We start from the raw sequence: 22,350 nt of genomic DNA, 5'->3' as shown, positions 1-22,350 counted from the left end.
CCGTACGTCTTGATGTGATTCTTGTCGAACCCCGGCTGATCGCCGCGGACACCCTTGGTGTCGACCGTCAGATGCGCCGCGATCTTCTCGTACGTCCCGCCGTCCTTCGGATTCCAGGTCATCGTCCCGAGATCCTTGGCGATGTACCCCGCAGCGGCGATGTCCGCCTTGTTGTAGTAGACGGCCGTACTCGCCCAGTCCATCGGAAGGCCGTACTGCTTGCCGTTCAGCTGCCAGAGCGGGACACCCTCGGAGAAGATCTTCAGGTCGTACTTGTCCTTCTTGATGTAGTCGTCGAGCGGCTCCAGCTGACTTTGCCCGGCGTACGACGGCAGGTACTGGACGCTGTTCATGAAGCCGTCGGGCGCTGTGCCACCGACGAATCCCGTGGTGAGTTTGGTGAAGTAGTCGTTGGAGTTGTACTGCGAGATCGTCACCTTGAGCCCAGGATTCGCCTTCTCGAAGGCCGGGACACACTGACGATACGCGGCGGCCTGGGTGTCGTCCCACGTCCACCAGTTCACCGTCCCGCTACTGCTGCTCGAGGCACCGCCCCCACACGCAGCCAGCGAAGCGGTGAGCGCGGCGAGGACGACGGCTGGAACCAACCGGGTGATCTTCATCTGCTTCCTTCGTTCGTACGACGGCCGGGCGGCGGGGCTAGATGCCCAGAGCAACAACTACTTGATTCCCGAGAAACCGATGGAGTTGACGATGCGCCGGCCGAACACCATGAACAGCACCATCATCGGGAGCGCGGCGACGAGCGTCGCCGCCATCAGGCCGGCCCAGTCCGGCTGGGCCTGCGGCGAGCTCTGCTTGAACACCCCGAGGGCGAGCGTGAGTGGACGGACGGTGTCGTCGCTGGTGACGAGCAGCGGCCAGAAATAGTCGTTCCACATGGTGATGAAGCCCAGGATCGACAGTGTCGTGATCGGCCCCGACGTCATCGGCAGCGTGATCCGCACGAGCATGCCCAGCGGGCCGACCCCGTCGATCAGGGCCGCCTCCTCGATCTCGCTGCTCAGGCCGAGCATGAACTGGCGGAGAAAGAAGATGTTGAACGCGGAGAACAGCGCCCCGGGCAGGATCATGCCGGCGAAGGTGTTGAGCAGACCGAGGTCGCGCACCAGGATGTAGTTCGGCAGCAGGGTCAGGATGCCCGGGATCATCAGCGCCGAGAGGAAGACGGAGAAGATCACGTTGCGGCCGCGCCACTGCAACCGGGCGAAGGCGTACGCCGCGAGCAACGAGAAGAACACGATCGACACCGTCGAGATCGAGGCGTAGACCACCGAGTTGAGCAGCGCGTGCAGGATGTCGACGGACGCGCCCGAGCCACCCTCGGCCTTGGCCTGGTCGGGTGACGCGATGCCGAGCACCCGGGCGAAGGCGCCCAGGGTGAAACCCACCGGCCGCGGGTCGGACGGGTGCTGCAGCAGTTCGTAGTTGTTCGAGAACGCCGTCCGCAGCATCCAGTAGAACGGGAACAGCGTGACCAGTACGACGATCCCGATGTAGGTCCACGCGACTCCGCGCCCGAACGAAGCCCGGGGCCGGGAGTTGACGACAACAGAAGACATGGGCCGGCTCCTCTAGTTCGTGTCCGACTCGCCTGCACGCAACAGCCGCATCTGCAGGAAGGTGATGATCATGAGCATCACGAAGAGCGCCAGTGACATCGTCGCCGCGTAGCCGAAGTCGAACTGCGAGAAGGCCTTCGTGTAGATGTACATCGGCAGCACGTTCGACGCGTTGGCCGGTCCGCCCTTGGTGGTGACCGCGACCAGGTCGAATACCTGGAACGAGCCGATCACCGACAAGACGATCACCATCGCCAGAATCGGCCGAAGCAACGGCAGCGTCAGGTGGCGGAACATCCGGACCTCGCCCGCGCCGTCGAGGCGGCCGGCCTCGTAGACCGACGGCGGGATCGTCTGCAGGCCGGCGAAGACGATGATCGCGTTGTACCCCATCGACTTCCAGACGCCGATCATCGCGATCGACGGGATCGCCCAGGCCCGGGATCCGAGAAACAGCGTCGGCTGGCCGAAGACGTGCGTCAGGACGACGTTGATGATGCCGAGTTGCGAGTCCATCATCCACGACCACACCGTCGCCGCGACGACGCCGGAGATCAGGAACGGAAGGATGATCAGGCCGCGCACGACCGTCGATCCGGTCAGCCGGTGCAGGACGACCGCGGTGATCACCGAAACGACTGTGCCGACAACGACCGAGAGCACGACGAAGTAGGCGGTGACCAGCAGTGAGGTCCAGAACACATCGTCGTGGATCAGCTCGGTGAGGTTGGCGAAACCGGTCCACTTCGGCGGCGTGAGGACGTGGAAGTCGGTGAAGCTCAGGTAGATACCGCGCAGCGCCGGATAGACGGCGAAGACCAGGAATCCGATCAATGCCGGCGTGATCAGGATCCACGCCAGCCGGCCGTCGTACCGATGCGCCGGGGAGCGGCCCGGCTTCGCCTTACGCGAGCGTTCGCGCCCGGACTCGCTGGGCACAAGCCGCTCGGTCGCCTGCCGGTCCACTATCGCCATGACTGGCGACACTAGGGACCTTTAGTGCACAGTGTCAAGTAATCGCTTTCCACTCCCGCCGCGTACGCTCGTATCTGAGCGGTCAGCTTCCGGGTGGACTAGGATGATTATTTTATGTCAGAAAAGAAACAGGGAGCGATCGATGACTGAAGGCTCGACTGCGGCGGCCCAGGCCGCCGCCGACAGCTGGTTCCGCGGAGCGGGTCTCGGCCTGTTCGTGCACTGGGACCACGCGAGCCGCCAAGGCTTCGAGATCGGCTGGCCGATCGTCGGCGAGTGGTCGAACGGCGAGGGCAGGATCACGCCCGCGCAGTACTTCTCGAGTGCGCCGGGCTTCGATCCGCGGAGCTGGGACGCAGCGGGACTGGTCGCGAAGGCCAAGCGTGCCGGTGCGACGTACGTCGTCTTCACCACCCGGCATCACGGCGGCTACTCGATGTTCCATACGAAGCACTCCGGCTTCTCGATCGAGCACAGCACGTTCGGGCGGGACGTCACCCGGGAGTTGGCCGACGCGCTGCACGCCGCCGGGCTCCGGGTGGGGTTCTATTACAGCCTGTCCGACTGGCACCATCCCGACTATCCCGCGTTCACCGAGGATCAGCTTCCGTACCCGCGGGAGAAGTGGCCGAACGCCGGACTCGCCGAGAACGCGGGGCTGCCGATCGCGACGGACCGGCACCGCAGGCCCGAGCCTGAGCAGTGGGACCGCTACCTCGGCTACCTCCGCGGCCAGCTGACCGAACTGCTGACGAACTACGGGCAGGTCGATCTGCTCTGGTTCGACGGCGAGTGGGAGCGATCGCCCGAGGAGTGGCACACAGCGGAGCTTCGGTCGCTGATCAAGCAATTGCAGCCGGGCGTCGTCATCAACGACCGGCTGCTGGGGCAGGGTGACTATCAGACGCCCGAGCAGGGATTCCCCGCCACCGCGTCGGAAGGGCCTTGGGAGCTGTGCCTCACCATGGCCGACCTGTGGGCCTGGGTGCCCACCGACACCAACTACAAGAGCTCGCGCCAGTTGCTCAGGACTCTCATCGAGGTCGTCGGCCGAGGCGGAAATCTGTTGCTGAACGTCGGTCCCAAGGGCGACGGAAGCCTGGTCCCCGCCCAGGTCGAGCGGCTCGACGACATTGCCGGCTGGATGACCACGCATCGCTCCAGCGTGATCGGCGTACGTCCGGCACCCGAGGTCGACTTCTACGGGCCGGTCACCCGGACCGACTCCACCGTCTATCTGCATCTGGTGATGACCCCCGTCGAGGAGGTCGTCGTCCGGGGCCTGCCGGTCGGCCGGGTACGGCGAATCTCGCTGCTCGGCGCGGACGAGCCCATCGCCCACGAGAGCCGGCTCGAGATCCATCAGGACAGCGGCCCGGACGCGATCGGCGAGCTGCGCTTCACCGCACCTGCCGCGACCGGCGCTCTCATCGACGTGATCGCGATCGAGCTCGGATGAGTTTCCTCGTCACCGCTCGGGAGGATCCGCCGTGTGACAATGACGCGATCGGGTCCGCGCGGCCGCGAGCGCCGCGCCACTGAGAGGTAGCCATGTCCGAAACGATCATCGAGTCCGCGGCCGACGGCGCGGGCACGCCGCCGCGTCTCCTCCGGCTGGCCACTCCGGCGACGGTGGACGTCTTCACCCGCATCCTGACCCACGGTCCGATCGCACGCATCGACATCACCCGCCAGACGGGCTTGTCGGCGGCAGCCGTCACCAAGGCGGTCGCGCCGTTGCTCGCGGCAGGCTTCCTGACCGACAGCGAACCGGCCCCGACCGTCGCCGCCGTACCGGGCCGGCCGTCGCAGCCGTTGCGGGTCGTGCCCGACGCGCTGCTCGCGCTCGGGGTCAAGATCAACGCCGACGAGATCATCGGCGTCGCGACGACCCTGCAGATGAGCATTCTCCGTGCCGTGCACCGCCGGCTCCCCTCGACCGGCGTACTGACCGTGGTCGAGGAAGTCGTCGCGGTCGTCGAGGAGTTGCTCCGCGAGCTCGGTCCGGCGGCCGATCGGGTCCGAGGCATCGGGGTTTCGGCGTCGGGCGACGTCGACTCGCTGCACGGCATCATCCGGCGCTCACCGCTGCTCGGCTGGACCGGGGTTCCACTCGGCGAGCTGCTCGAGAACCGGCTCAAGCGTCCGGTTCTGGTCGACAACGACGTGCGCGCCCTGACGATCGCCGAGGAGTGGTTCGGTGTCGGGGTCGACGCCGAATCATTCGCCATCGTGACCATCGGTTCCGGGATCGGCTGCGGTCTCTACATCAACGGCGACGTGGTCTCCGGTGCGCGCGGACTCGCCGGCGAGCTCGGGCATCTACCACTCGCCCCGGAAGAATTCCTGTGTGCGTGCGGGTTGCGCGGCTGCGTCGAGACGGTGACGTCGTCGAGCGCGATCCTTGCCGCCGTACGGCGGGAACTCGGCGACCCGGAACTGACCCTCGCCCGGGCCGTCGAGCTCGCCCGCGAGGGTGATCCGGTGGCGGTCGACGTGTTCGGCCGGGCCGGACGCCTGCTCGGCAAGGCGATCGCGACGATGGTCAACCTGGTCGGCCCGGAGATCGTGCTGGTGATGGGCGAGTCGGCCCCGGACTACGACGTGTACGAGCAGCACCTGCGGGAGAGCTTCGAACAGCACGCTTTCGGTGCGGCCGTGGAGTGCCGGATCATCACGCGGCCGCACCAGTTCGACGACTGGGCCCGCGGCGCGGCCGCCTCGGTCGTGCGTGCCATCGTCCGGCACGCACATCCCCAGCTCTCCCGCACCGGCTAGCGGGAGCGCCGTGCCAACTCGTTGGCGTGCCGCACCACCGGGTACTCCAGCTGCTCGGCTCGGACACCTCGGATCTCGGCGGACTCGCCGGGAAGCAGGGTGATGAGCATGTCCTGCGCCTCGGCATCCGCGTCGAGCCGGTCGGGCAGGATACACAGATCGCGTACGAAGGCGTCGGTCGTCACACGTACTCCGTCCGCGGTAGGCGCGAACACCAGGTTCGGCGCCGGATAGTCGAAGTCCTTGTCCTCGACGAAGAACCAGAGCGCTCGGGTCCCGTCGTCGGCCTCGGCGACGACGAACTCGCGGCGCGCGTCGGCCGGCTTCGCGATCGCCGGGTCGAGGACGGCCGTCGCGGCCGCCAGGCCATCGGTCGGGAGCGTCACGGTCTGCGTCGCGAGCACCGTGCCGTCCACGTCCAATCGGCGGATCGTCGTGTACGGCGCCCACCCGGACGCCCGGTCGTCGATCGCGAAGAGCAGCACTTCGTCCGCACGCGGCTGGATCGTCAGCAGACGAGGTTCGTAGGCGGCACGCAACGCGTACCAGGCCGGCTTGAGTCGCTCGGCGCCGTCGACCACGGCCCACGACGTCACCGGCCAGCAGTCGTTCAGCTGCCACAGGATCGTGCCCCTGTTGAGCGGTTGCAGGGAGCGGAAGTGTTCGACGCCGTACCGTATCGCGCGTGCCTGGTTGAGCTGCATCGCGAAGTGCCAGTCGTCCATCCCGGACGGCTCGGGGAAGTGCGGCGCCAGCCCGCGGGCGAGCTTGCCGTTGCCGTCGGACGCCTTCTGGTGATGCAGTGTGCCCGGCGAATCGGGCAGCAGCGGCGCGTCGTGAACGGAGTCGGTCAGCGTACGCCAGGCGGGCGGTCCCTGCCAGCCGAACTCGGAGACGAATCGGGCGGGGTAATCGCGATAAGCGCTGTAGTCCCGTTCGTTCCAGGCATCCCAGACGTGCATGAGGCCGCGGGCAGGATCGTTGTAGTACGTCTCGGGATCCCCCGAGTACGGGCTTCCGGCCCAGTAGCGGGTGCCCGGATCGACGTCACTCACGATCCGCGGCAGCACCGACAGGTAATAGGTGCCGCCCCAGGGCCGGCCCTGCACCCGCTCCTTCCAGTTCCAGTCGGTCCAGCCCATCCAGTTCTCGTTGTTGCCGTTCCAGAGCGCGAGGCTCGGGTGTCCCATCAGCCGCTCGACGTTGTCGCGGGCCTCGGCCTCGACCTCGGTGAAGATCGGCTCGTCCTCCGGGTACGGCGCACAGGCGAAGAGGAAGTCCTGCCAGACCAGCAGACCCAGCTCGTCGCACGCGGCGTAGAAGTCGTCGCTCTCGTACACGCCGCCGCCCCAGACCCGGACCAGGTTGACGTGCGCACCGAGGGCCTGCCGGAGTCGCCGGTCGATCCGGGCCCGGTCGACGCGGTGCGGGAAGCAGTCGTCCGGGATCCAGTTCACGCCGCGGATCGGTACGTCCTGCCCGTTCACCCGGAAGCTGAACGGGATGCCGTCGCGGTCGGGATCGGTATCCACGACAATGCTGCGGAAGCCGACCCGCTGGGTCTGCTCGTCGATCGGCTGATCGGTGCCCAGGGCAACCTTCAGCTCGTACAGCGGCTGGTCTCCGAGCTGAGCCGGCCACCACAGCTCGGGATTCTCGACCCAGAGCGTCAGTACCGCGGCCGTCTCCCCCGCCGGTACGGTCGCCGCCGCCCGCGCGCCCGCGAGCTCGGCCGAGACCTGGAGGGGCTCCCCGGCTGACCGCTCGATGTCGACGTCGACGCGTACGGATGCACCGCCCTCGGCGAGCGTGATCGTGGGACGTGCCGAGGCGATCCGCGCCACGGACCAGCTCTCCAGCCGCACGTCCCGCCAGATTCCCGACGTCACGAGCGAAGGGCCCCAGTCCCACCCGAAGTTGCAGGCCATCTTGCGGAGATGGGTGAACGACGAGAACACCTCGGGGACCCCCGCTGCGGCCGAGCGCTCCGACGGGTTCCACGGCGACTCGAACTCGATCGTCAGGGTGTTCGGGCCGGCCACCACCAGATCGGCGATCGGCAGCCGATACCGCCGGTGCATGTTGCGGGTGCGAGAGACTTCGTACCCGTTCAGGTTGATGGTGGCGAGGGTGTCCAAGCCGTCGAAGACGAGGTCGAGGCGATCGGCCGGCAACGAATCGACCTCGAAGGTGGTGCTGTAACGCCAAGCGGTGTGGCCGATCCACTCCAGGCCGATCTCGTTCCGATCGAGATAGGGGTCCGGGATCAGGCCGGCGGCGAGCAGGTCCGTGTGAACCGTGCCCGGCACGGTCGCGGGAACCGGCAGCGCCCCGATGACCTTGGGGTCGGCCGGCTCAGCCGCCTCCGCCACGTCGAGGGTCCAGCCGTCGTGCAGGGCAGTCGTATACGTCGTCACCGCTCCGACCCTATATAGTTCACACAGGAAAGAAAACCCGTGCGGTGCGGAGAGGGAAGAGATGTCCGTCATCCTGGTCACCGGCGCGAGCGGCTTCGTCGGCTCCCGCCTGGTCAAGGAACTCGCTGTCGGCAACACGGTCGTCGCGCTCTCCCGATCCCCCGTCGCCGGTGAGGTGATCGCGGTCACGGGCGATTTCACCGCCCCCGAAAGCCTGGCGCGGCTCGACGACTACCCGATCGACGCCGTCGTCCATCTGGCCGGGGTCACCGGGGCCGCCGCCGAGGAAGAAGCCATCACGGTGAACGTGGCCGGCACCCGGCGGCTCCTGCGCTATCTGATCGACCGGGGCACGCGCCGATTCGTCCTCGCGAGCTCCATCGCCGCGGCCGGCTGTCTCGATCCGGACTTCCGGCCGCGATCGCTGCCGATTCCCGACGACCACCCGTGCGACTCCACGAACATCTACGGCGTTTCGAAGGCGATGGTCGAGGACCTCGCGGCCTACTTCCATCGCCTGGACGCGTCCCTCGACATCACCTTGTTCCGCCTCGGCGTCGTGGCGCCGGAGGACACGCCACCGGTGACTCGGGACGCGGTCGAGCGGATGTCCCAGCCGTTCTGCGACCTCGGCGTCATCGCCGTTCAGGACGCCGCCGAAGCGCTGGCCCTGGCCGCGACCACGGACCTGGGGCCGGGTTGCCGCACGCTGAACCTGGTGGCACCGATGCCGCGCACGCCGCTCGGCACGGCCGAAACGCTCCGGCTCCTGCTCGGGGACCGCGCCGAGCAGCTCGACCTGTCGTACTACCGCCGGCCCGGGAACGAGCACGCCGGGGTGTACGCGATCGCTGAACTGGCTCGGACGTTCGGCTACACACCGCCAACCGATGTACGGAGCATGAAAAGAACCTGACCCGACCATCACGGGGGAACGGCCGGGCCAGGCAGTTTCGATGATACCCCTGATCACCCAGCGGGGTCGGCTAATTGAGGGGCGGACGCGCCGTGGAGTGCCTTACTGTGTGCGGCATGCGTTCGCATTCCTGAAAGCGCACCTCGCTGTGCGCCACGCAAGCGTTTGACCGGCGCTGGTAACTCCCGGTCGCGCTTCGTCCTGCCCGCACGCGCTTTCAGGAGACCTCTTCGTGTTCCGCTACCGCTCTGCCGACCCCACGCGGACGTACTACGTCTACAACGCCGCCTGGGCCTTCCTCGCCGCGCTGTCGTTCACGCTCAGTGCCGTGTACTACGTCCGCGACGCCGGCCTGAATCCACTCCAGATGGTCCTCGTCGGCACCACCCTCGAGCTCGCCTGCTTCCTCTTCGAGATCCCGACCGGCCTCGTGGCCGATCTGTACAGCCGCCGGCTCTCGCTCGTCATCGGCTTCGTGCTGATCGGTGCCGGCTTCCTGCTCCAGGCGCTGGTGCCGGCGTTCCTGGCGATCCTCGGCGCGCAGGTGCTGTGGGGCGTCGGCTTCACGTTCACGTCCGGCGCCGACCAGGCCTGGATCACCGACGAGATCGGCCCCGACCGCGCGAACCGGGTGTTCGTCCGCGCCCAGCAGTTCCAGCTCGTCGGGACGATCGCCGGTACCGTCGCCGCCGGCGCGCTCGGGCTGATCGGGCTCTCGCTGCCGATGGTGGTCTCCGGCGCCGGGATGATCCTGCTCGCGCTGGTCCTGAACGCGGTGATGCCGGAGCGGAACTTCCACCGGACGCCACCCGAGGAACGTGACACGTTCCGGCAAATGGCCGACACGTTCCGGAGTGGACTCGACGCGGCCCGGCGGCGGCCCGTCGTACGGACGCTCGTCGTGATCAGCCTGATCGCGGGCCTGGCCAGCGAGGCGTTCGACCGGCTGTGGTCGGTGAAGCTGCTGACCTTCGACTTCCCGGCCGTGTTCGGTACGTCGGACCCGGCGGTCTGGTTCACCGCGCTGGCGCTCGCCGGCACGCTGCTCTCACTCTGCGCATCGCTGCTGCTGAACCGCTTCTCCGCGGAGCGCCTGCAGGTCGCGCACCCGACCCGCATCCTCGCGACCCTCGCCGGGCTGGACGTCCTCGGCATGTTCCTGTTCGGGTTCGCGGGTCACCTCTGGCTGGCCGTCGCGGCGCTTTGGCTGCGGCAGATCGCCGACACCGTCACGAGCCCGATCCACGCCGCCTGGCTGAACCGGCACGTCGACTCCCGGTCCCGCGCGACCGTGCTCTCGATGGTGTCGCAGGCGAACGCGATCGGCCAGGTCGCCGGCGGCCCGCCCCTCGGCGCCCTCGGCCGGACGTCGCTCCGCGGCGCCCTGCTCGCATCCGGCCTGATCTGGCTCCCGATCCCCGCCCTGTATGTCCGGCTCCGCCGCCCGGGCGTGGTTTCCGGAAACAAAACGGCAGTAGACGCCGGATAGTTACCGGAAAGGTCAGTCGTCGATGCGGACGGCCTCGCGGCGGCTGTCCCGGGACGACTTGAGCAGGCTGACCACCGTGGTCACGAGGAGCGTGCCGATGATGAAGCCGAGCGAGGTGAGGATGCCGATGTGCGGCAGGTGGATCGCGCCGATGTCGTCGATGTGCGAGCCGTGCAACGCCTCGATGATCAGCTTCACCCCGATGAACGCGAGGACCACCGACAGCCCGACGTTCAGGTACACGATCCGCTCCAGCAGACCGCCGATCAGGAAGTACAGCTGCCGCAGGCCCATCAACGCGAACGCGTTCGCGGTCAGCACGATGTACGCGTCCTGGGTGAGCCCGAAGATCGCCGGGATCGAGTCCAGCGCGAAGATCACGTTCGCCATCCCGATCGCGGCGATCACGATCACCAGCGGGGTCAACTGCCGCTTGCCGGTGGTCCGGGTGACCAGGTTGGCGCCGTCGTAGTCGTGCGACATCGGGAGCACCCGCCGCAGTCCCCGCAGTACGGCATTTTCCTGGCTCTGTGAATCCTCGATGGCGCTCTCGTCGTTCTCCCCCTCGAGCACCAGCCGTACGGCGGTGTAGACCAGGAATGCGCCGAAGATGTAGAACACCCAGCTCGCCGCGGAGATCGCCGCCGCGCCGGCCAGGATGAAGATCGCCCGGAGCGCCATCGAGACCACGATGCCGATGTACAGCACCTTGTCCTGGGCCAGCGCCGGTACGGCGAACCGCGCCATGATGATCACGAACACGAACAGGTTGTCGACGCTGAGGCTGTACTCCGTGATGTACCCGGCGACGAACTCGCTGCCCGACTGCCCCGGGCTGAACACGAACAGCCCGAGCGCGAACAGCCCGGCGAGGGCGACGTAGAACAGCACCCAGCGGGTGGCGTCCTTGATCGTCACGGTGTGGTTCCGGCGGGCGATCACGATCAGGTCGAACGCGACGATCGCGAGCAGCCCGGCGATGGTCAGCACCCACACCACTGGTGACATGACAGAAACCATGACGAACCTCCGGACGTCGGCAGACTGCAGCGTGGTCCGGAGGTCTCTCCCACCCGGATGACTCCGGGCCGGCAGCACCGGTTCGGCCGTCCAGGCCTCCCGTGATGACGACGCTGCCGCGTCGGACCGGCGCCGCGCGGGCGTCGTCCGAGAGGGATACTCCCCTCCTCAAGCGCGCCCAGTCTAGTCCGGCCGAGCGCGTTCTCAGCAACTGTATACCGCATACTGCCTGCAGCAGTAGCTCCCACTTAAGAATGAGACACAGATGTCTCATATGAGCTATGCTTGTCTCATGGCTGTCGATCGAGAGCAAGTACTGCGCGCCGCCGCGACCCTGCTGATGCGGAAGTCCACCGCGACCATGGACGAGGTCGCCCGGGCCGCCGGCATCAGCCGCGCCACGCTGAACCGGCAGTTCGCCGGGCGGGACGCGCTGGTCCGGGCGCTCGAGGACCTCGGCATCACCGAGTGCGAGGCGGCCGCGGCCCGGGCAGCGGTCGACGACGGCCCGGTCGCGGACGCCGTACGCCGCCTGATCCGCGAGCTCGAGCCGGCCGCCGGGCTGCTCGCGTTCCTGTACTCCGAGAACCAGCTCTTCGAGGGCGAGGAGCAGAACGCGGGCTGGGCCCGGCTGGACGCCCGCCTGGTGGCGCTGTTCCGGCGCGGTCAGGAGACGGGCGAGCTCCGGATCGACCTCAGCCCGATCTGGCTGACCGAGGCGCTGTACGGGCTGCTGGTCTCCGCAGCCTGGGCCATCTGCGAGGGCCGGGTGGCCCCGAAGGACTTCACCACGAACATCGCCGAGCTGCTGCTCGGCGGCGCATTACGGAGAGAACAGAAATGAAGCAGCAAGCAGACACCCGCACGCGGTCGGGGCGCTGGTTCGCGCTGGCAGTGCTGGTGCTGGCGGTCCTGCTCGTCGCGGTCGACGCCACCGTGCTCGGGCTGGCCACACCGTTCCTGTCCGAGGACCTGAAGCCGTCCGGCACCCAGCTGCTGTGGATCGGCGACGCGTACTCGTTCGTGCTCGCCGGCCTGCTGGTGTCGATGGGCAGCCTCGGCGACCGGATCGGCCGCAAGCGCATCCTGCTGATCGGCGCGACCGCGTTCGGCGCGATCTCGGTCCTGAACGCGTACGCGAACTCGGCCGAGCTGATGATCGTGGCGCGGGCCCTGCTCGGTGTCGCCGGCGCGACCCTGATGCCGGCCACGCTGGCGCTGATCCGCAACCTGTTCCACGACCCGCGCGAGCGCAGTCTCGCGATCGGGATCTGGGGCGCGGCCGCGTCCGCCGGGATGGCGATCGGCCCGATCGTCGGCGGCGTACTGCTGGAGAACTTCTGGTGGGGCTCGGTGTTCCTGATCAACCTGCCGGTGATGGCGGTGCTGGTGATCGTCGGCGCCCGGCTGCTGCCGGAGTCGCGGAATCCGGAGCCGGGTCCGTGGGACCTGGTCAGCGTCGTGCTGTCGATGATCGGGATGATCGGGGTCGTGTACGCGATCAAGGAATTCGCGGCGCACGGTTTCGGGTGGGTGCCGGTCGCGGCGGCCGCGATCGGTCTGCTCGCGCTCTACGGTTTCGTACGTCGGCAGCGGCGGCTCCCGATCCCGTTGCTGGACCTGACGCTGTTCCGCAGCCGGGGCTTCAGTAGCGCCGTACTGGCTGACCTGCTGACGATCCTCGGGTTGTCCGGACTGATCTTCTTCCTGTCGCAGTACCTGCAGCTCGTGCAGGAGCGCCGGCCGATCGAGGCCGGGCTCGCGGAGCTGCCGGCCGCGATCGGGTCGGTCGTCGCCGGGCTGCTCGCCGGTCAGGTTGCGCGGCGGTTCTCGGTACGCGCGGTCGTGGCGGGCGGGCTGGCCGCGATCGGGTTGGCACTCGCTTCGCTGACCACGATCAGCCAGACGACGGGGTACCCGTTGCTGGGCGCTGCGCTGCTCGTCGTCGGCGCGGGCGCCGGGTTCTCGTTCACGGTGACGGCCGACGTGATCCTGTCCGCCGTACCGAAGGAGCAGGCCGGAGCGGCGAGCGCGGTGTCGGAGACGGCGTACGAGCTCGGTACGGCGCTGGGCATCGCGCTGCTCGGGTCGATCGTCACCGGGGTGTACCGGAACTTCGAAGGGCCTTCGGGTACGCCGGCTGCCGCGCGCGAGTCGTTGGGTGGTGCCGTCGAGGTGGCTGCTCAGCTGCCACCGGCTGCTGCGGGCGAACTGCTCGATGCCGCGCGGGAGGCGTTCGCGCACGGTGTCGCGATCGCTGCGGGCGTCGGCGCCGCCGTACTGCTCGCCACCGCGGTCGCGGCGTGGTTCCTGCTCCGCGGGCAAAGACTCGGTACCGCGCACTAGGCACGAACGGAAGGCAAAAAGTTTCCGTTTCTTCGCTGACCTCTGGGAGATTCCGCCGGATCGGGGTACAAAGAATCCGTTAGGTCTTACCGCCCCTAGGCCTAGGAGGAATCTGTCATGGCCGGAGTCAACGGCGAAGCATCCTGGTTCTGTTGCGGAAACGCATGGGGACCCTGCGCGAGCACCGGGCACGGCGCTTGCGGAACCTGTAACTCGGGGAACTTCCAGCACGCGTGGCCGAACACGTCGGACGCGTGCTTCGCGATCACCCACCCGGACACCTGCGGCGTCGGACTGACCCGGCGTACCTGTGGTTTCCGGCACGCCACCACCAACCTGTGCAACGGAAAACGGGTCGTCACCTCGATCGCGGACTGCGGTCCGCAGACCGACCTGTTCTGCGGCGAACGTGCCTGCTGCGGCGGCACGTGCGCCGCGAACCGCCTCCTCGACCTCACTCCGGCCGCGTTCTCGTCGATCGCGAGCCTGAGTGCCGGTCTGATTCCCGCGAACATCGACGTCGGCTGAGGGGTGAGTGGACAATGACCGCAACGATGGACCGCCGCTCACTGCTTTCCCGCGCCGCGATCGGTGCGACCGGCCTGATCGCCGCCAGCGCGATGGGCTCGCTCGCCCCGGAGACCGCGTTCGCGGCCGGCACGCAGTACCCCGATCCGGGGCAGCCGGACCCGAACTTCGCCGAAGGCCTGATCACCGGCCGGAACCAGGATCTCCTGCAGGTCAAGGGATCCGACGGCCGGCTGCACCGGATCCAGCTGACCGGTGTGACCAGTGTCTGGAAGCTCCGCCCGACCACCGTCGACCAGACGAAGATCGGCGACGGGCTGTACGCGCGCGGCGTCCTGCTCCCGAGCGGGATCCTCGCCGCCGAGGCGATCTGGGTGAACATCGTCAACCTGACCGTCGCGATCACGTCGATCAGCCGGACCGGCGTGGGGTTCGACCACCATGGGCAGAAGGTCTTCGGACACGTTCAGGCCGGTACGACGGCAGCCGCGTACAACGGGACGCCCGCGGTATCGGACCTGTCGATGCTCAAGGTCGGCCGCCACGCGCAGGTGATCGGCGCCTGGCGACCGGGCACGAACGAGATCGACGTCGCCACCATCTACACCTCGAACTGACATGGGTACCGCACAGCCGCTGCTACTCGGCTTGATACTCCTGTGGTCTGCCTACGCCAAGTTCAGATCCCCTGACCAGGCAGATCGCACGGCCCTCCCCAGACTCCTGGGCGAGACCCGCGCCAAACCCGCCTATCTGTCCGTAGCAGGTGTGGAGACCTTGATCGGTCTCGCACTCCTTCTACCCCCAGTCTGGGCTCTCGAGGCGTTCGCCGCCGTCGCACTGTCCGTCGGCTTCGTCGGCTTCCTGATCTACTCGAAGGTCGTCGTACCGCAGGCGTCCTGTGGCTGCGCGGGAAAGTCGGCCAAACCCGTCGGCACCCGCGCGATCGCCCGCGCTTTGTTGCTGCTGGCAACCTCAGTGGCCGCGACGTTCGCAGCGACCGGCTGGTGGTCGGCGGGCGCGGGTCTGCTGGTGCTCGTGGTCGAGGCGGCGGCGTTCGCCATGCTGTCCGCCGAACTCGACCGCTACTGGCTGCTCCCGCTCCGCCGGTTCCGCATCCGGCTCAGCCACCCCTATGCGGGGACCGCCTCCGGCACCACCCCACTCGCCGCCACCCAGCGACGAGTCCTGCTCAGCCCGGCGTACCGAGCGGTCGACGGGCTGTTGCGTTCCGACATCCACGACTACTGGGACGACGACGACTGGCGGTTCGTGAGCTACGCCGCCAACTACGACGGGCGCCGCGCGACCGCCGTGTTCGCCGTACCGCACCAGGACTCCGCACCGGAGTCGGTCCGGGTCGCCGTCGTCGGCGACGACGGCCTGACGCTGTACCGCCCGACCGTCCTGGCCACCGCCTGACGAAGACGCCCGAAGCCTCCGCGGAACTTCTCCGCGGAGGCTTCGTGCTGTTGACAGCTGAGCTTATCGTTAGGAAACTTTCCTAATAGTTGTGCGCACCTCCTCCGCCCCGAACATCCAGGAGACCCGCATGAAATCCCGCTTGCTCGCGGCCGCGATCGCGCTCGCCGCCGGCGCGCTCACGCTGACCGCGCTGCCATCCGCCACCGCCGCGTCCACTGACTACCAGGCCGAGGACGCGACGATCTCGCAAGGCGTCGTCGAGTCCAACCACACCGGCTACACCGGGACCGGCTTCGTCAACTACGACAACCTCGCCGGCGGGTACGTCGAGTGGACCGTGACCGCCCCGGCCGGCCCGGCCGACGTCACACTGCGGTACGCGAACGGTACGTCGGCCACCCGCCCGCTGGACTTCACCGTCAACGGGCAGCCCGGCGCCGTCGGCATCACGTTCCCCGGCACCGGCGCCTGGACCACCTGGAAGACCAAGACCGTCCGGCTCCAGCTCACCGCCGGTACGAACAAGATCCGCGCCCGCGCGACCAGCGCCGACGGCGGGCCGAACGCCGACAAGCTCACCGTGACACCGACCACCGACGACAGCACTCCCCCGTCCCCGCCCGGCAACCTGACCGTCAGCGACCTGAAGCCGAACGCCGCGACCTTCCACTGGACCGCGGCCACCGACAACGTCGGCGTGGTCCGTTACGAGATCAACCGCGGCGGCAACGTGCTGAAAGTTGTCGACGGCAACACCTTGTCGGCGACCGTGGACACGTTGACCGCGAACACGGCGTACGACATCTCGGTCGGCGCGTTCGATGCCGCGGGCAACGCTTCGCAGCAGAGCAACGTGGTCACGTTCACCACGCCGGGCAGCGGCGACACGCAGCCGCCGACCGTACCGGGGAACCTGCGTTCGACCGGTGTCACCGCGAACAGCGCGTCGCTGGCGTGGAACGCGTCCACCGACAACAGCGGCAGCATCGCGGCGTACGACGTCTACCAGGGCTCGACGAAGGTCGCGTCGACGGGATCGCTGACCACCACCGCGACCGGGCTGACCGCGAACACCGACTACACCTTCACCGTCAAGGCGCGCGACCCCGACGGCAACGCGTCCGCGGCGAGCAACGCGGTCACCGTCCGTACGTCGGCGACCGGCAGCGGCGGCATTCCGGCGTACGACAAGGACATCGCGAAGGTCGATCTCGGCTGGAGCGTTGCGTTCCTGCCGGACGGGTCCGCGCTGGTGACCGAGCGGGACCGGTTCGAGGTACTGCGGGTGACGGCGAGCGGGCAGAAGACGACGCTCGGGAAGGTGCCGGGCGTGGTGACGACCAGCGGCGAGGGCGGTCTGCTCGGCGTCGCGCTGTCGCCGAACTTCGCGACCGACCACTGGGTGTACTTCTACCACACGGCGTCCGGCGACAACCGGATCGTGCGGATGAAGTGCGAGAACGGGAAGCTCGCCGCGACATCCTCGCCGGTACTCACGGGACTTGCGAAGAACCGGTACCACAACGGCGGGCGGATCGCGTTCGGGCCGGACGGGAAGCTGTACGCAACCGTTGGTGACGCCAAGGATTCCGGCAACGCGCAGAACAAGAACTCGCTGAACGGCAAGATGCTGCGGATGAACCCGGACGGTACGCCGCCGGCCGACAACCCGTTCTACAGCAGTGGCGGGAACGCGCGGTACGTCTGGAGCTGGGGACACCGGAACCCGCAAGGGCTGGCGTGGGACTCGCGCGGGCAGCTGTGGGCGTCCGAGTTCGGCGAGAACAGCCAGGACGAACTCAACCTGATCCAGAAGGGTGGCAACTACGGCTGGCCCTCCTGCGAAGGCACGATCGGGAACTGCGGCGGCTACATCGCACCGAAGCGCACCTGGCCCACCTCGCAGGCCGGGCCGAGCGGCATCGCGATCGTCAACGACTGGATCTACATCGCCGGCGTCACCGGCGAACAGCTCTGGGTCACGAAGATCAACTCCGCCGGCACCGGCGTCAGCACCCCGCAGGCCCTCTTCTCCGGCCGCTGGGGCCGCCTCCGCAGTGTCACCCACTCCCCCGACGGCACCCTCTGGCTGACCACCACCAACAACGACAAGAACGGCGGCACACCGTCGACAATCGACAATCTGATTGTCCGCCTGAAGTTCTCGTAGTCAGGTCAGCAGCAAGGTTTTGCCGAGCGTCCGTCGGTTCTCGATAGCGGTGTGGGCCGCCGCGGCGTCGGCGAGCGGAAAAGTCCGGCCGATGGTCGGAGCGACCGTGCCGTGCGCCAGCTCGTCGAGCGCGCGCCGGGTCAGCTCCCGCCACTCGGCCGGGTCCGGCTGGAAGATGCCTACCCGGGTGACGTCGGCGCGCTCGTCTGCCGGAACGGTGAAGCCTCCGCTGGTTGCGCCGTACCCCAGAAAACGTCCACCGGGTGCGGTGATCGCGTACGCCGCACGTCCGATCGCGCCGCCGGTACCGTCGAACACCACATCCGGCCGGCCGACCTGGTCGGCCCAGCCGGGCTGCGAGTAGTCGATCACCCGGTGCGCGCCGAGTTGTTCGGCGTACCGGAGTTTGCGCTCGCCGCGGGCCGCCGCGACCACCTCCACGCCGGTTGCCGCGAGCAACGGAATCAGCCAGCTCCCCAGGCTGCCGGCTGCCGCCGTGACCAGCGCCCGGTCGCCTGGCGCCGCCTTGGCCCGTTCCAGCTGCGCGAGTGCGGTCGCACCGTCGTGCAGCGCCGCCAGCGCGGCGGTCAACTCGAGGTCGTCGGGCACCGGGAACACCTCGTCCACCGGCGCGACAGCCTGCTCGGCGTACCCACCACCGCGATACGTCCCGACCCCACCGGTCGCCGCAATCACCCGCCGCCCGACCAGCCCCGCGTCCACGCCCGGCCCGACCGCTCGGACCAGTCCAGCAACACCGGCCCCCGGCACGAACGGCAGGTCGAGCGTGAAGTACTCCCGCCCCACCCAGCCCGAAGCTGCGTATCAAGAAACAACACCTCCGCCGCCTCAACACCAACCACCACCTCCCCCACACCCGCCGCAACACCCGGCAACTCCACCCCCTCAAGCACCCCAGGCCCACCAAACCGCACCACCCGAACACCCCGCACCCCAAACCTCCTCAACCGGAAGCCCCACCCTAAAACCTGAACCAACCTTCAGGTCAACCACCGGCTGAGCAGCCGTCGCTCATCTCGCGGCCGCGTCAGCGGCTGACGCGCTAAACTGCGACAGAACTGTCACATCCAAGGGAGCGGACGATGGCGATCGGGAGGATGCGGGAGCTTGGCGCCGAGGTGCGGGCCGAGCGGCATCGGCGCGGCCTCTCGCAGGCGGAGCTCGCGGCTCGGGCCGGGGTGTCTCGCGAGTGGCTCGGCCGGCTGGAGCACGGCGCTCCCCGGCTGGAGGCGGACAGGGTTCTCGCCGTACTGCAGGTGCTGGACTTCAGTGTGGTCGCGAAGAACCAGCAGCCCACCCAGGCCGACATAGCGCAGGCGCAGAAGATCGCCTGGACGATGGGCCTGGAGGCGCAGCCGATCACTGACGAGGGATTCCAGCGAGTACTCGAGAAGATCGTCAGGCATCGGATCGCCCGGTCCGCGGCCTGATGGACCTCGGCGGGTCAGCGGACGGCCAGACCCCGCTCGACGCCGACGACGCGCAGTACCTCACCTAGGAGTACGCCTGGACCAGGACCCGGGCGGAACTGAACGACGCTGAGGCCTCGAATATCGCCGATGCCGTGCTGTGGCTGGGCGATCAGGATCTGCGCCCGGACGAGCTGCTGCAGCAGGGTTTGCTCCGGGAGTTGCACCGCCAGATGTTCGCGGACGTGTGGGCCTGGGCCGGAAAGCCGCGGCGGCGTGACACCACGATCGGGATTGCTCCGGCGCGCATTCCGGAAGAGTTGCAACTGCTCCTCGGGGATGCGGCGTTCTGGATCGAGCGGGAGACCTACGTCCCGTTGGAGATTTGTATTCGCTTCCATCACCGGCTCGTCTTCGTCCATCCGTTCGTGAACGGCAACGGACGGCACGCGCGTCTGATCGCCGGTGCCCTCGCGGCATCCGTCGGCCTCGGACCCGATGCGTTGAGCTGGGGTGCCCGCCGCGGCCTTCCCGCCGACAACGCACGCCGCCAGTACCTCGACGCCTTACGATCCGCCGACGCCGGTGATTACGCAGCACTGCTCACCAACGCGGTCAGCTGATTCGGTTCAGCTGGAACTGCTCGCATTCCGGGTGGAACGCGGCGGCGCGGCGTACTGCTTCGTCGAGGGGGACGTCGTAGGTGCGGAGGAAGAAGAGGTTCGTGACGAAGGCAAGCGCGGCGGTGCCGTCCGGGGAGTCGGTCGGGGCGATGTAGTGCGACGCGCCGGCCGCGTGGAAGGCGGCCGCCATGGCGTGGGTCTCGCAGCCGAGGTTGACGATCGTCTTGCCGTCGAGCCGGGCGTGGGTGCGGAGGTCGGCCGCGGTGATCGGTGGTTCCTCGGGGACGAGGATGCCTTGTTCGTCGCCGTGGCAGGAGAGTACGACGGTGTCGTCGGTCGGGATCTCGCCCGCCAGGAGTTTCAGGAGTTCGGCGCGGGACCCGATCCAATGGGTGGTGGTTCGGTAGTTGAGGCCTTCGAGGGTGGCGCGGACCGCGTTGGCTTCCAGTGCGTCGCCGACGGCCACGATCGTGAGGTTCTGCTTGGGGAGGTAGGGGATCATCGGACGTGGCTTTTTCTGCGGGTTGCCTTCGGCCGCGAGATCACTGTGTCGGTCCACTCGCCTAGTGTCACCTGTGAAGGAGGTACTGCGATGCTTCGAGGACGATCCGCGAAGGGGCACTATTTTGGGACGGTGATCGACGCGCCGGACCCGCAGGCGCTCGGCCTGTTCTACCACCAGGTGCTCGGCTGGGAGATCTACCGCAACGAGCCGAACGAGTTCGTGCTCGCCGTGCCGGGCAACTCCGAGACGTACCTGGCGTTCCAGCCGCAGACGTCGGCGCCGTGGGCTCCCCCGGTCTGGCCGGCTGCCGAGGGACAGCAGCAGATGATGATGCATCTGGACATCGAGGTCGGTGACCTGGAGACCGCCGTCGAGCATGCGGTGGAGCTCGGCGCGACGCTCGCGGAGTTCCAGCCGCAGGCGAACGTTCGGGTCCTGTTCGACCCGGCGGGGCATCCGTTCTGTCTTTACAGCTGATCGCGGTCACGTTCGGGTTGGTCAGAATTCGAGAAGCGCCGTGGTGCGGCGGCTCCTAGTGTTCTGGGCAACGACGAAACCGAAAGGCACTCCGATGGCAACCACGAAGAAGAAGTCGTACGGCGGGTTCAGCAAGGCCGAGCAGGACGCGATGAAGGAGCACGCGAAGGACCTGAAGAGCACGGAGGACCCGGCCGTCGCGCAGGCCGCGAAGATCGCCGGGATGGCCGACGCGGACCGGGTGATCGCGGAGCGGCTGAACGAGCTGATCCTCGGGGCGGCGCCGGAGCTGAGCCCGAAGCTCTGGTACGGCATGCCCGGCTGGGCGCTGGACGGCAAGCTGGTCTGCTTCTTCCAGGACGCCGCGAAGTTCAAGTACCGGTACGCCACGCTCGGGTTCAGCGACAAGGCGCAGCTGGACGACGGCGACATGTGGCCGACGTCGTACGCGCTGACGCAGCTCACCCCGGCGCTGGAGAAGCAGATCGTTGCCCTGGTCAAGAAGGCGATCGGCTGATCGTGGTGGATCCGCTGGCCGAGGCGTTCAGTCAGCTGGTCGGCGGAGGGCTCGCGCGGCGGGCGCTCGACCGCGGCGACGGCCGGATGCTGCGCTGGGTCGAGGCAGGGAGCGGTACGCCGGTGGTGCTCGAGGCGGGGGCGATGTCGCCGGTTGCCACCTACGCGGCGGTGTTCCGGGAGCTGGTGGTCGACCATCGGGTGGTCGCGTACGACCGGGCCGGGTACGGGGGGAGTGATCCCGCTCCGCTCAGCGTCGGGCTCCAGGTCGGTGATCTCGTCGCCCTGCTCGAGGAGGTGGGGCCCGCCGTACTCGTCGGGCACAGCTGGGGCGGCCTGCTGGCACAGTTCGCGACCTGGGAACGGCCCGACCTGATCCGCGGCCTGGTCCTGCTGGACCCGTCCCACGAGTCCTTCTGGGAGGACGCCGAGCCGATCGCTGCCCCAGACTCCCCCACCACTGACCCCCGCCACGAAGAAGCCCTCACCACAATCCAAGAACTCGCCCACGACATCAGCCGCAGCCTCTGCACCACCACCGGCGCTGGGGCGGAGGGCGCGAGCCCGGCAGCCGCACGGGCGGAGCGTGCTGGGATTGATTGGGTGGAGGTTTGTCTTTCCTATCTGCGGACGGATGCGCAGTGGTTTACGTGGGCCGGGGAGTTGGCGATGGTGCTTGACAGCATCGGCGAGCTAATCGGGCGGCGGGGGCGGGGTGTGTGGACCGGGCTTCCTGTGGTGCTTTTGACGGCTACCAAGGGGCGCCCCGCGGAGTGGACGCCTCGGGTGGTGGCGGTGCAGGAGGCGTTGGCGAGGGCGTGTGATGGGCGGCATCAGGTGGTTCCGGAGTCCGGGCATTACCTGCAGATCGACGTTCCGGAGCTGGTGTGTGCCTGTGTGCGGGAGGTAGGCCCCTGAGCGCGTGGCAAAATCGGCCGGGTGTGGATCGGGATGCTGGGGTCGTTCGAGGTGCGGGGCGACGACGGGAGCGTTGTCGACGTTCCCGGCGCACGGTTGCGCGGGCTGCTGATCGCGCTGGCGCTCGACGCCGGCCGGGTGGTTCCGAAGGCGACGCTGGTCGACTGGATCTGGGGTGAACAACCCCCGGCGGATGCGTCGAATGCCTTGCAGCGCCTGGTCTCCCGGCTGCGC

Annotated in this window: 22 protein-coding genes and 1 pseudogene; 16 read left to right on the top strand and 7 right to left on the bottom strand. The window is 68.2% G+C overall.

The features are described from left to right. The 3 genes from VFF46_RS08030 to VFF46_RS08020 form a co-directional block, all read right to left on the bottom strand. Window positions 1–623, bottom strand: a 623-nt coding sequence (locus tag VFF46_RS08030) for an extracellular solute-binding protein (RefSeq protein ID WP_325036395.1), incomplete at its 3' end; no start/stop codon positions are given. Window positions 624–680: 57 nt separating this feature from the next. Continuing rightward, a complete protein-coding gene (locus tag VFF46_RS08025) occupies window positions 681–1,583 on the bottom strand; it encodes a carbohydrate ABC transporter permease (RefSeq protein ID WP_325036394.1) in 903 nt (300 codons plus the stop codon). 12 nt (window positions 1,584–1,595) lie between these two features. Continuing rightward, the gene (locus tag VFF46_RS08020) at window positions 1,596–2,558 is read right to left on the bottom strand and encodes a sugar ABC transporter permease (RefSeq protein WP_325036393.1); all 963 of its coding nucleotides are present in this window, start codon (window positions 2,556–2,558) and stop codon (window positions 1,596–1,598) included. Between the two features lie 103 nt (window positions 2,559–2,661). On the opposite strand from VFF46_RS08020, the gene VFF46_RS08015 reads away from it, so the two are divergent. Then, window positions 2,662–4,017 carry an alpha-L-fucosidase gene (locus VFF46_RS08015; protein ID WP_325036392.1) on the top strand — a complete coding sequence of 452 codons (1,356 nt, stop codon included), beginning with the start codon at window positions 2,662–2,664 and terminating at the stop codon, window positions 4,015–4,017. Between the two features lie 92 nt (window positions 4,018–4,109). Then, complete coding sequence (locus VFF46_RS08010; RefSeq protein WP_325036391.1) at window positions 4,110–5,336, top strand: ROK family protein; 1,227 nt, start codon at window positions 4,110–4,112, stop codon at window positions 5,334–5,336. On the opposite strand, the gene VFF46_RS08005 is transcribed toward VFF46_RS08010, so the two are convergent. Beyond that, window positions 5,333–7,753 carry a glycoside hydrolase family 2 protein gene (locus VFF46_RS08005; protein ID WP_325036390.1) on the bottom strand — a complete coding sequence of 807 codons (2,421 nt, stop codon included), beginning with the start codon at window positions 7,751–7,753 and terminating at the stop codon, window positions 5,333–5,335. The genes VFF46_RS08010 and VFF46_RS08005 overlap by 4 nt on opposite strands. A 61-nt stretch (window positions 7,754–7,814) precedes the next feature. On the opposite strand from VFF46_RS08005, the gene VFF46_RS08000 reads away from it, so the two are divergent. Then, complete coding sequence (locus VFF46_RS08000) at window positions 7,815–8,669, top strand: NAD(P)-dependent oxidoreductase (protein ID WP_325036389.1); 855 nt, start codon at window positions 7,815–7,817, stop codon at window positions 8,667–8,669. A gap of 232 nt (window positions 8,670–8,901) precedes the next feature. Then, window positions 8,902–10,158: an MFS transporter gene (locus tag VFF46_RS07995; RefSeq protein WP_325036388.1), complete on the top strand. Its 1,257-nt coding sequence runs from the start codon at window positions 8,902–8,904 to the stop codon at window positions 10,156–10,158. 12 nt (window positions 10,159–10,170) lie between these two features. Here the strand turns inward: VFF46_RS07995 and VFF46_RS07990 are convergent, their stop codons facing one another. Beyond that, entirely contained in the window at window positions 10,171–11,166 is a 996-nt protein-coding gene (locus VFF46_RS07990; RefSeq protein WP_325036387.1) for a TerC/Alx family metal homeostasis membrane protein, read from the bottom strand. Between the two features lie 304 nt (window positions 11,167–11,470). Between VFF46_RS07990 and VFF46_RS07985 the strand changes: the two genes are divergently transcribed. The 6 genes from VFF46_RS07985 to VFF46_RS07960 all read left to right on the top strand — a co-directional run bounded on the left by VFF46_RS07985 (window position 11,471) and on the right by VFF46_RS07960 (window position 17,647). Beyond that, the gene (locus VFF46_RS07985; RefSeq protein ID WP_325036386.1) at window positions 11,471–12,022 is read left to right on the top strand and encodes a helix-turn-helix domain-containing protein; all 552 of its coding nucleotides are present in this window, start codon (window positions 11,471–11,473) and stop codon (window positions 12,020–12,022) included. After that, on the top strand, window positions 12,019–13,524 hold the full coding sequence (locus VFF46_RS07980; protein ID WP_325036385.1) for an MFS transporter: 1,506 nt from the start codon (window positions 12,019–12,021) through the stop codon (window positions 13,522–13,524). Before VFF46_RS07985 ends, VFF46_RS07980 begins: the two co-directional genes overlap by 4 nt. Before the next feature lie 117 nt (window positions 13,525–13,641). Beyond that, entirely contained in the window at window positions 13,642–14,052 is a 411-nt protein-coding gene (locus VFF46_RS07975; RefSeq protein ID WP_325036384.1) for a hypothetical protein, read from the top strand. Window positions 14,053–14,066: 14 nt separating this feature from the next. Then, window positions 14,067–14,669 (top strand): cell wall protein, encoded by a 603-nt coding sequence (locus tag VFF46_RS07970; protein WP_325036383.1) that lies wholly within the window; start codon window positions 14,067–14,069, stop codon window positions 14,667–14,669. Window position 14,670: 1 nt separating this feature from the next. Then, entirely contained in the window at window positions 14,671–15,474 is an 804-nt protein-coding gene (locus VFF46_RS07965) for a MauE/DoxX family redox-associated membrane protein (protein ID WP_325036382.1), read from the top strand. A 130-nt stretch (window positions 15,475–15,604) separates the two neighbouring features. After that, window positions 15,605–17,647: a PQQ-dependent sugar dehydrogenase gene (locus VFF46_RS07960; protein ID WP_325036381.1), complete on the top strand. Its 2,043-nt coding sequence runs from the start codon at window positions 15,605–15,607 to the stop codon at window positions 17,645–17,647. On the opposite strand, the gene VFF46_RS07955 is transcribed toward VFF46_RS07960, so the two are convergent. Continuing rightward, window positions 17,648–18,454 (bottom strand): zinc-binding dehydrogenase, encoded by an 807-nt coding sequence (locus tag VFF46_RS07955; protein WP_325036380.1) that lies wholly within the window; start codon window positions 18,452–18,454, stop codon window positions 17,648–17,650. It abuts the gene before it with no gap. A 296-nt stretch (window positions 18,455–18,750) separates the two neighbouring features. Here VFF46_RS07955 and VFF46_RS07950 point away from each other — a divergent pair, with 296 nt between their 5' ends. Continuing rightward, window positions 18,751–19,098 (top strand): helix-turn-helix domain-containing protein, encoded by a 348-nt coding sequence (locus VFF46_RS07950; protein ID WP_325036379.1) that lies wholly within the window; start codon window positions 18,751–18,753, stop codon window positions 19,096–19,098. 89 nt (window positions 19,099–19,187) lie between these two features. Next, a pseudogene (locus VFF46_RS07945) lies at window positions 19,188–19,700 on the top strand (mobile mystery protein B); the annotation flags it as partial. Here the strand turns inward: VFF46_RS07945 and VFF46_RS07940 are convergent. Next, on the bottom strand, window positions 19,693–20,259 hold the full coding sequence (locus VFF46_RS07940; protein ID WP_325036378.1) for a hypothetical protein: 567 nt from the start codon (window positions 20,257–20,259) through the stop codon (window positions 19,693–19,695). The pseudogene VFF46_RS07945 and the gene VFF46_RS07940 sit on opposite strands and share 8 nt — an antisense overlap. A gap of 75 nt (window positions 20,260–20,334) precedes the next feature. On the opposite strand from VFF46_RS07940, the gene VFF46_RS07935 reads away from it, so the two are divergent. The 4 genes from VFF46_RS07935 to VFF46_RS07920 form a co-directional block, all read left to right on the top strand. Then, the gene (locus VFF46_RS07935; RefSeq protein WP_325036377.1) at window positions 20,335–20,682 is read left to right on the top strand and encodes a VOC family protein; all 348 of its coding nucleotides are present in this window, start codon (window positions 20,335–20,337) and stop codon (window positions 20,680–20,682) included. A gap of 94 nt (window positions 20,683–20,776) precedes the next feature. Continuing rightward, on the top strand, window positions 20,777–21,199 hold the full coding sequence (locus VFF46_RS07930) for a DUF1801 domain-containing protein (protein WP_325036376.1): 423 nt from the start codon (window positions 20,777–20,779) through the stop codon (window positions 21,197–21,199). Window positions 21,200–21,201: 2 nt separating this feature from the next. Then, window positions 21,202–22,116, top strand: coding sequence for an alpha/beta hydrolase (locus VFF46_RS07925; protein ID WP_325036375.1), 915 nt, complete (start codon window positions 21,202–21,204; stop codon window positions 22,114–22,116). A 21-nt stretch (window positions 22,117–22,137) separates the two neighbouring features. Continuing rightward, on the top strand, window positions 22,138–22,350 hold a 213-nt coding region (locus VFF46_RS07920; protein WP_325036374.1), incomplete at its 3' end, for a helix-turn-helix domain-containing protein.

The organism is Kribbella sp. (assembly GCF_035655035.1).
Classification (GTDB): domain Bacteria; phylum Actinomycetota; class Actinomycetes; order Propionibacteriales; family Kribbellaceae; genus Kribbella.
This window is presented reverse-complemented; position numbering and strand designations above follow the sequence as displayed.